Source organism: Rhizobium tibeticum, from assembly GCF_900110205.1.
Classification (GTDB): domain Bacteria; phylum Pseudomonadota; class Alphaproteobacteria; order Rhizobiales; family Rhizobiaceae; genus Rhizobium; species Rhizobium tibeticum.
The window spans coordinates 34997-43462 of sequence record NZ_FOCV01000039.1; the positions used below are offsets into that span (position 1 = coordinate 34997).

At 60.1% G+C, this 8466-nt stretch carries 5 protein-coding genes and 3 pseudogenes; 6 read left to right on the plus strand and 2 right to left on the minus strand.

All coding sequences use genetic code 11. The annotated features are described in order from the left end of the window. Genes virB10 through BSG20_RS38990 form a run of 4 tightly spaced genes read left to right on the plus strand, consistent with a single transcriptional unit; the run spans window position 1 to window position 3976 of the window. Window positions 1-762 carry a type IV secretion system protein VirB10 gene (virB10, locus tag BSG20_RS38985; RefSeq protein WP_420884133.1) on the plus strand — a complete coding sequence of 254 codons (762 nt, stop codon included), beginning with the start codon at window positions 1-3 and terminating at the stop codon, window positions 760-762. Beyond that, window positions 722-1750 (plus strand): P-type DNA transfer ATPase VirB11, encoded by a 1029-nt coding sequence (gene virB11 / locus BSG20_RS29095; protein ID WP_072380985.1) that lies wholly within the window; start codon window positions 722-724, stop codon window positions 1748-1750. Before virB10 ends, virB11 begins: the two co-directional genes overlap by 41 nt. After that, window positions 1747-3795: a type IV secretory system conjugative DNA transfer family protein gene (locus tag BSG20_RS29100; RefSeq protein ID WP_072380987.1), complete on the plus strand. Its 2049-nt coding sequence runs from the start codon at window positions 1747-1749 to the stop codon at window positions 3793-3795. The genes virB11 and BSG20_RS29100 overlap by 4 nt, the downstream gene beginning before the upstream one ends. Continuing rightward, window positions 3686-3976, plus strand: coding sequence for a DUF2274 domain-containing protein (locus BSG20_RS38990; protein WP_072380989.1), 291 nt, complete (start codon window positions 3686-3688; stop codon window positions 3974-3976). The genes BSG20_RS29100 and BSG20_RS38990 overlap by 110 nt, the downstream gene beginning before the upstream one ends. 92 nt (window positions 3977-4068) lie before the next feature. Here the strand turns inward: BSG20_RS38990 and BSG20_RS29110 are convergent, their stop codons facing one another. Then, window positions 4069-4749, minus strand: a complete 681-nt coding sequence (locus BSG20_RS29110; RefSeq protein WP_072380991.1) for a peroxiredoxin-like family protein — start codon at window positions 4747-4749, stop codon at window positions 4069-4071. A gap of 373 nt (window positions 4750-5122) precedes the next feature. On the opposite strand from BSG20_RS29110, the pseudogene BSG20_RS29115 reads away from it, so the two are divergent. Beyond that, window positions 5123-6872, plus strand: a pseudogene (locus BSG20_RS29115) (glycoside hydrolase family 15 protein). 494 nt (window positions 6873-7366) lie between these two features. Then, a pseudogene (locus BSG20_RS29120) lies at window positions 7367-8120 on the plus strand (IS5 family transposase). A 149-nt stretch (window positions 8121-8269) separates the two neighbouring features. Here the strand turns inward: BSG20_RS29120 and BSG20_RS29125 are convergent. Continuing rightward, window positions 8270-8466: pseudogene (locus tag BSG20_RS29125) on the minus strand (transposase); the annotation flags it as partial.

An 8466-nucleotide genomic window follows, 5' to 3' on the forward strand; every position in this document is an offset into this window, starting at 1 on the left:
GTGGCGGGTGAGGATCGCAACAGCAAGTTCCTGGCGACGGCCTCGGCAATTGGCGATCGCTCGGCCAAGGCGCGTCAGATCGGGCGGCTGGATGCCATGATCCCCGAGGGCACGCTGATCCCCGGGATTCTTGAAACTGCCATCAACAGCGACCTCCCCGGTCAGATCCGCGCCATCACTTCCCAGGACGTCTATTCCTTCGATGGCCGTCGGATCCTCATTCCGACGGGAACGCGGCTGATTGGCGAATACCAGTCCGATATGATCCGTGGGCAGAAGCGCATCTTCGTCATTTGGACACGGCTCCTGCGCGACGACGGCGTTTCCGTTCGGCTGAACAGCATCGGCACCGACAGCCTCGGCCGGTCCGGCCTCACCGGTATCGTCGACAACAAATGGCGCGAGCGTTTCGGCTCGGCCATCCTGCTCTCCATTGTCGGTGCTGGCTCATCCTATCTCACCGGCTACGGCAGTGGGCAATATAGCACTAGTAACAGTAGCAATGGCGAATCTGATTCCCAACGCGCCGCCGACCTGGCTCGCAAGACCATCGCTCAGACTTTCTCCGACATGGCCAATCAGGCGCTCGGAGAGAACCTCAAAATTCCGCCGACGATCAGCGTCCACCAGGGTGAGCGCATCTTCGTCTATGTCCGCCAGGATCTCGACTTCTCCGCCATGTATCCGGATCCGGTCGAGGAAGCTATGAAGGAGATCAAGCATGAGCGAGGCCTTGGCACGGGTCGCGGCGTCAGGCAATGATCCGCATTATTTCCTGAAGCGGGCGCTATCACCGCTGGCGGAGTTTCTGGCCGATCCGAAAGTCGTCGAGATTTCCATCAATCGGCCGGGCGAGGTGTTCATCGAGCGTCTCGGTTCACCGCATATGGAGTTTCAAGAAATCCCGGCCCTGACGGGGACCGAGATCGAACATATCGGCGAGCGGGTGGCCGCCACGAGCAATCAGTTCATCAGCCGCATCAATCCACTGCTCAGTGCCGCGCTACCGAGCGGCGAGCGTATCCAGATCATTCTTCCGCCGGCTGCTCCTGATGGCGGCGCCATCTCGATCCGCAAGCAGGTGATCAGCGATTTCACGCTGGCGCAGTTTCGCGATAGCGGCGCGCTCGATAAGGTTTCCGTCACCGTCGGCGGATTGAGCGGGACCGAGCAGAGGCTTGTCGCGCTCCTGAAGGCGGACCGCATCCACGACTTTATCGAGACGGCCGTCCGTGAACGCGTGTCGATCCTGATCAGCGGCGGCACGTCCACCGGCAAGACGACCTTTCTCAACGCCTGCCTCAAGAGCATCGACGTGCACGAACGCATCCTGACGCTCGAAGACACACGTGAACTCTTCCCGCCTCATCGCAACAGCGTCCATCTGGTCGCATCGCGTGGCGATCAGGGGACGGCGCATGTGACAATCCAATCGCTGCTCGAGGCATCGTTGCGCATGCGGCCGGATCGGCTATTCGTCGGGGAGATCCGCGGGGCCGAGGCCTTCGCGTTCCTGCGCGCCATCAACACAGGTCATCCCGGCAGCATGTCGACCGTGCACGCCGATACGCCCATGGGGGCCCATGAGCAGCTCGCCATGATGATGATGCAGGCGGGGCTGTCGTCGGGCTATTCGAAGCCGGATCTGATGTCCTACATCCGCATGGTGATACCGGTGGTGATCCAGCTGCGCCGTGACGGCGGCCGGCGCGGCGTATCGGAGATCTACTATGCCCGGCGCGCGCCATGAGCCGATCTTATCTTTCGATCTATCTGCTGTTCTGCGTGCTGATCGCCGCAGCCGTCTGGATGATGAGTTACAGCCTGATCCTGCTGCTTGTCTGGAAGGATGGTCGAATTCTGCATTTGATGACGACCACCAATCCCTTGGCGCCAATCCAGCAATTCGTCGCCTACTCGAACAGCCGGCCGTTGCGACTGGTGGCAATCGGATCTTTGGGTCCAGCGATTTTCGTCGCAGCTGCTGCGGCCGCATTCGGACTGCGTCGTCCCGCAAACCCGCTGGGAGATGCCGCTTTTCAGGACATGGCGTCGCTGCGACGTGGGGGCTGGTTTCGGAAGGATGGACATGTCTTCGGCCGCGTCGGACGCAAAATTCTTCGCCGCAAGGATGACCGCCATCATCTGGTAATCGGTCCAACACGCTCCGGCAAGGGTGTCGGTTATGTCATTCCAAATGCTCTGGTGCACAAGGGCTCGATGATCGTCACGGATTTGAAAGGCGAAATATTCGAGCACACTGCCGGCTACCGGGCGAGCATCGGCAATCGCGTCTACCAGTTCTCGCCGGGATCGGCGAAGACGCACCGCTGGAACCCGCTGGATTTTGTGCGGACCGATCGTGGTAGCCGCACGCTCGACCTGCAGAACATGGCAAGTATCCTCATTCCCGAAACGATGGGTTCGGAAAACGCCATCTGGCAGGGTATTGCCCAGCAGGTAATCGCCGGCGTCATCAGCTACGTGCTGGAAAGCCCGCATTACAAGAACCGCCGCAATCTCGGCGAGGTCAATAGCTTCCTCAACTCGGGCATCGATCTGCAGGTCCTGATGAAGCTGATCAAGGAGAACGAGCCCTATCTCTCCCGATTCACGACCGAGAGCTTCAACGCCTATATCACCCTGAACGAAAGAGCAGCGCGCTCTGCCCTTCTCGATATTCAGAAAGCTCTGGCGCCTTTCCGCAACGAACGCGTCGTCGCTGCCACCACCGTGACCGATATCGATCTGGCGTCACTGCAGCGCCGGCCGGTCACGATATATCTGGCGCCGAATATCACCTACATGACGATCCTGAGGCCGCTGCTGACGCTCTTCGTGCAGCAGACGATGGACTTGCTGACGCGCGAGCATAACTCGAGTGCCCTTCCCGTCTATTTCCTGCTCGACGGATTCCGCCAGCTGAAGAAGATGGACGAGATCATGAACAAGCTGCCCTATGTGGCCGGCTACAACATCAAGATGGCCTTCATCATTCAGGATCTTAGAAACCTCGATGAGATCTACGGGGAAACTGCGCGGCATTCGCTTCTCGGCAATTGTGGTCTTCAACTCATTCTTGGCGCCAACGATCAGGGGACCGCGGAATACGCTTCACGCGCGCTTGGCAAGCGAACCATTCGCTACCAATCGGAATCCCGGACACTGGAACTGATGGGCCTGCCGCGTCGCACCAAGGTCGAGCAAATTCGCGAACGAGACCTGATGATGCCGCAGGAGGTTCGGCAGATGCCGGAGGATCACCTCATCCTGTTGGTCGAGGGTGAGCGTCCGATCTTCCGGACAAAGCTTCTCTATCACGTCAGCGAACCGTTCAGAAGTGCGGCAAAATATGCGGAGGAAAATCCGGTCGAAGTTCCGGCAGCGGAGTTCGCAGCGATGCTTCCGGTCCCCGCCACCACCGTTGGATATGATGAAGCGTCAGATCTTATTTCCGAGAAGAGCTACCCTCAGGCACCGATCTCGAACATAGAGGCAGCGACGGCGTCGAATGCCAAGACAGCACCCACGAAGGTGGCGCGCAGCATTCGGGCAAAGCCGACAGCCAGCGCAGGCCGGAAAACGACATCGGCGCTCGCTGCGTCCGAAGGTGCACCGCCCGGCGATCGACAGGTGCATATCGAAGAAAAGCTGTTGCCGACCGGCACTCGCTTAAGAGCAGTGATTGCTGCGTCACTCGCCGCGGCGCCGGAGATGTCGCCGCCGCGGCGGAAGAACATCCAGGAGATTTTGGCACAGACCATTCCTGATCCTGCCGAAATCGGCCTGGAATAAGCCATGTCTCCGCAGGAGGCAGCCGAATTGGCCAAGGAGCGGGCGAGACCTGACCGCATATGGCGAGCTCCTCGACCGGGAGACAGGACAGACGATTGTCGATCCCACCCGCTTAGTCGTTCCCATCCTGGAGCGCTTCATCGGTTGTTTGCCCTGTAATCCATGCCATCAGCCATCATAGTCATCCCCGGCTGATCACGTGCAAACACGCCTGACGAATGTCGGGCAGCATGCTGGCTAGGTCATGTTTCAAAAACGCAAGATGCGACGCCTTCAGTGTCGCAGGCTGCCGGCAGCGGCGAGCATCTCCGCCGCGTTTGGAAAGATGGAGAGGCTGTTCGGCCCGTCGCGCGCTTCAATTTGCACCCAGCGAACGATGCCGTCGGCGTCGATGAGGAAGTGCCCGACAAGTTGTGTGGGGTGGCTAGCGAGGATCGCACGATCGGCTTCATTAAGCTCGAAGCCGTCCTGGGCGTTGAGTACGGGATTGGCCGCCATTGGATGTAGCGCTTCCGGCAATTCGCCCGTAGGGTTAATGCGAGCTGCTTCGAATTGCGCCATGCTTGCCCGATAGGGCCATGCAGGCTGCTCGCGGCTGTCCTCGGGCAGGAACTCGGCGCGCGGTACGCCGAAGGCCCGGTGCGTGGAGCAATCCTGGTCACATAGGAGCAAGGCCGGCGTCGGCCGGTGCCCAAAATACATGCGGGCGCGCTCCACCGGCGTGTTGATCACGGCAACGGTTTCCACCCCCGCCGCGTGCAGGGCAGGCTGTAAGCCGCCGAGCTGTCCCACTTGACGCCGGCAGAACGGACAGTGCAACCCGCGGAAGAAGGCGATCAGAAACGGGTGACCGTGGAGGCTGGCGAGAGAAACCGTTCCTTCTTGATTTGCCGAGGGAAGCGCGAATGCGGGTGCGTATTCCCCTGGTTGCAGCGGGCGTATCTGGTCTCCCATGGCATCTGTCCTTTGCTAGGTGTTCAGGTGAATGCTGGGCTTGATCCAAGTCCAACACCTAACACGCCACGGCACCACTCGCTATGTTCACGGAGTAAATTAGCTCAGGGTGCGAAGCTCCAGAAGTTCTGCGACGGCGGCGCCGTCCCCCTTTTGTCGCGCAATCCGGCCAAGGCCGCCTTCCGCTATCAGCCGCCCAAAGCGGTCGCTCGACGAGAGCTTGGAGCATTTCCTATGCTGCTCACTCGGCCTTCTACGGGCAGTTTTAGAAGTCGGGACAGAGCCAAGGCGGACTTTTGTGCTCTGGACGCGGTCTGAGTCGAAGTCAAATGACCGCTTCAATGAGAAACGGTCGACGCATTGTAACCATCCTCTGGTCATCCGCGAGACCGCCGCGCTTGTGTCGAAGGATGGATCGATCGACTGGCTTTGCTTTCCGCGCTTCGACTCTCCTGCCTGCTTCGCCGCCCTCCTTGGCAACGAAGGCCATGGTCACTGGTCGATCAGACCTGCGAGCGAGAACCAATGTGGTAAAACGCCATTACAGGGAGGACACGCTCGTTCTCGAGACGGAGTTCAAGACCGAAACCGGTACCGCGGTGGTTTGCGACTTCATGCCCTTGCGCGACAGTACAAGCGATCTGATGCGTCTCGTCGAGGGCAAGAGCGGCACCTTGACGTTCGACCTGGAATTCGTCCTTCGCTTCGGCTACGGCCGAACCGTGCCATGGGTAACCAGCGGCGAGGACGGCACCATCACAGCGATTGCCGGACCCGACAGGCTGACCCTGACGTCGTCCGTTCCTCTGCACGGGGACGAGATGCGAACCGTGGGCACGTTTTCCGTCTCCGCTGGGGAACAGCAGTCATTTACGCTGACATGGAACCCGTCGCACTTGGCTCGGCCGGCCGCGAAGTCCATCGATACTGCCTTAGAGGACACCGAATCCTATTGGAGATCATTCGCGAAGAACTGCCCGCAGGTTGGCGGATGGACGGCGCAGGTCAAACGATCTCTGATTACGCTGAAGGCACTGACGTACATGCCCACAGGCGGCATTGTTGCCGCTGCGACGACCTCACTCCCCGAACAACTCGGCGGACCGCGGAACTGGGACTACAGATATTGCTGGCTTCGTGGCGCCACGCTGACGCTTCTCGCGCTCATGAAGCTCGGCTACTACGAGGAAGCCGGCGCATGGCGCGACTGGCTTTTGCGAGCTGTCGCGGGCGCCCCTGCACAGATGCAGATCATGTACGGTGTAGCGGGCGAGCGGAACCTGCTCGAGTGGGAGGTCCCTTGGCTTCCGGGTTACGAAGGATCTCGCCCGGTCCGGATCGGCAACGCAGCCTCGGAACAGGTTCAGCTCGACGTCTATGGCGAAGTCGCCGACGCCATGCTGCGAGCGCGCAAGGGAGGACTGCCGGCTCACCGCCGCGGGCGCGAGCTCGCGGCCGCCATTCTTCCCTTCCTAGAGAAGATATGGACAGAACCGGACGAAGGGATTTGGGAGGTGCGCGGTCACCGCCAGCATTTCACATATTCGAAGGTCATGGCATGGGTCGCTTTCGACCGTGCGGCGACGACTGCGCGAGACGAAGGCAATCCAGAGGCTACCTTGCATTGGCAAGCCGTGGCCGATCAAATTCACGAAGAGGTCTGCCGAAAGGCATTCGACGCCGAGCTTGGCTGCTTCGTTCAGGCCTACGGCTCCAAGGCTCTCGACGCCAGCCTGCTGCAAATTGGCATGGTTGGATTCCTTCCTCCCGAGGACCCGCGCTACATCGCCACCGTCGAGGCCATCCAACACAAGCTCCTGCGCGACGGCCTCTTGCTCCGGTACGAGACCCGTGAAGTGGACGACGGACTGCCACCTGGGGAAGGTGCATTCCTTGCATGCAGCTTTTGGCTGGTCGACGCGCTTGTCTTGATCGGCCGAAGGGACGACGCTCGGCGTCTCTTCGAAAGGTTGCTGTCACTTTGCAACGACGTCGGCCTCCTGGCGGAGGAGTACGATCCTCATGCCGAGCGGATGGTTGGAAACTTCCCTCAAGCGTTCAGTCATGTCGGACTGATCAACAGTGCGCTCAATCTCTCCCTGTCAAGCGAAGCGAGGAATTGACCCCCGCATTGCCTCAAGCAAAATGTTACCGATAGGGTTGATGCTCCTGACGGGGCGCTGCTGATTTGCTGTCCCGGCTCGGGGGGCGGATGGCACGGCGGAACAGCGGGCTGAATGAAGGGTCGCCCGGTCGCATTCAGTGGAAATTTCTGGACGCGAAACTTTATCTTCGTGACTACAGCGAACGGCCCACTCACGCAATCCGCTTAGGAAAAGCTGTGAGGGAGCGGATTGGAAATCTCCGCTGGCAGCTCGCGATTGCCAAAGAAGTCGAGTTCGTGTGATCGCTTGATCCGTTCTATTTCGATACCTTCCTTTCTGACGAACACAAACGCGAAGTGTCCCTCATCCGAGGAATAACCGACCTTCGTGAGATGAGCATTTACGCTCGCTGCGAGGTCAGTCGGCTCATCGGTCGGAGAAAAGTTCGGCGTCTAGGCTCAGGCCCTATTAATTTGGTTTGAGATGTGATTCACGGTGTCTGGGAGGATGCCGTGATGGATGAGTTTCTGCTAAGCGAGCGCCAGATGGCGCGGATCGAGGCGTATTTTCCGTTGTCGCATGGCGTGCCGCGCGTCGATGACCGGCGGGTGGTGAGCGGGATCGTTTACGTGATCCGCAACGGCCTGCAGTGGAAGGACGCGCCCAGGGCCTATGGCCCGCACAAGACGCTGTACAACCGCTTCATCCGCTGGAGCCGGCTCGGCGTCTTCGACCGCATCTTCGCCGGGCTCGCCGGCGAAGGGCCGAAGCCGGAGCGGACATGATCGACGCGACGCATTTGAAGGCGCATCGCACGGCGGCGAGCCTGCTCAAAAAGGGGCTCTTCCCCGTCGTATCGGGCGCACCAAGGGCGGACTGAACTCCAAGCTCCACACCGTCTGCGACGGCGAAGGCCGCCCCATCCTCATGCTGCTCTCGGAAGGCCAGATGAGCGATCACAAGGGCGCAAGCCTCGTGCTCGACGCGCTGCCGCCGGCCAAGGCCCTCATCGCCGATCGAGGCTACGACAGCGCCGCGTTCCGCCAGGCGCTCGTCGCAAAAGGCATCGAGCCCTGCATCCCGTCGAGCCGTAGCCGCAAAATCCCCTATCCCTACGACAAGGCACTCTATCGCCAGCGCCACAGGATCGAGAACCTTTTCGCCAAGCTCAAGGACTGGCGCCGCATCGCCACACGCTACGACCGATGCGCACACACATTCTTCTCAGCCATCTGCATCGCAGCAGCCGTCATCTTCTGGCTCTAATCAATGAGTCCTGAGCCTAGCACTACTTTGGCAGAATTGATTTTGGGGTCATTTGGAACCTGATACGGCAGTGTGGACATCGTTGTGGTGGATGGTGGTTTGAGAGCGCGGCTATGACGGCGCGCCGGATAGCTGGCAGCGTTGGTTTAGGCGGGCCGGGCCTGTTCCTTTTTTTCCCGCTTTGCCTTGGATAGGCGCTGATGCTGCAGGAAGGCATAAGCGATCATCGTCATCAGTGCGTGTCGATGGAGGCCTTGCCATGATCGGCCTTCGAAGTGATCGAGGCCGAGTTCTTCCTTCATCTGCTGATGAGCCTGCTCGCAGACCCAACGCGCTTTAATGGCCG

Bases quoted from the DNA above. Each gene is read 5' to 3' on its own strand.
- virB11 (WP_072380985.1), top strand. From the start codon at position 722: ATGAGCGAGGCCTTGGCACGGGTCGCGGCGTCAGGCAATGATCCGCAT.
- BSG20_RS29110 (WP_072380991.1), bottom strand. From the start codon at position 4,749: ATGGGAGACCAGATACGCCCGCTGCAACCAGGGGAATACGCACCCGCA.
- BSG20_RS29100 (WP_072380987.1), top strand. From the start codon at position 1,747: ATGAGCCGATCTTATCTTTCGATCTATCTGCTGTTCTGCGTGCTGATC.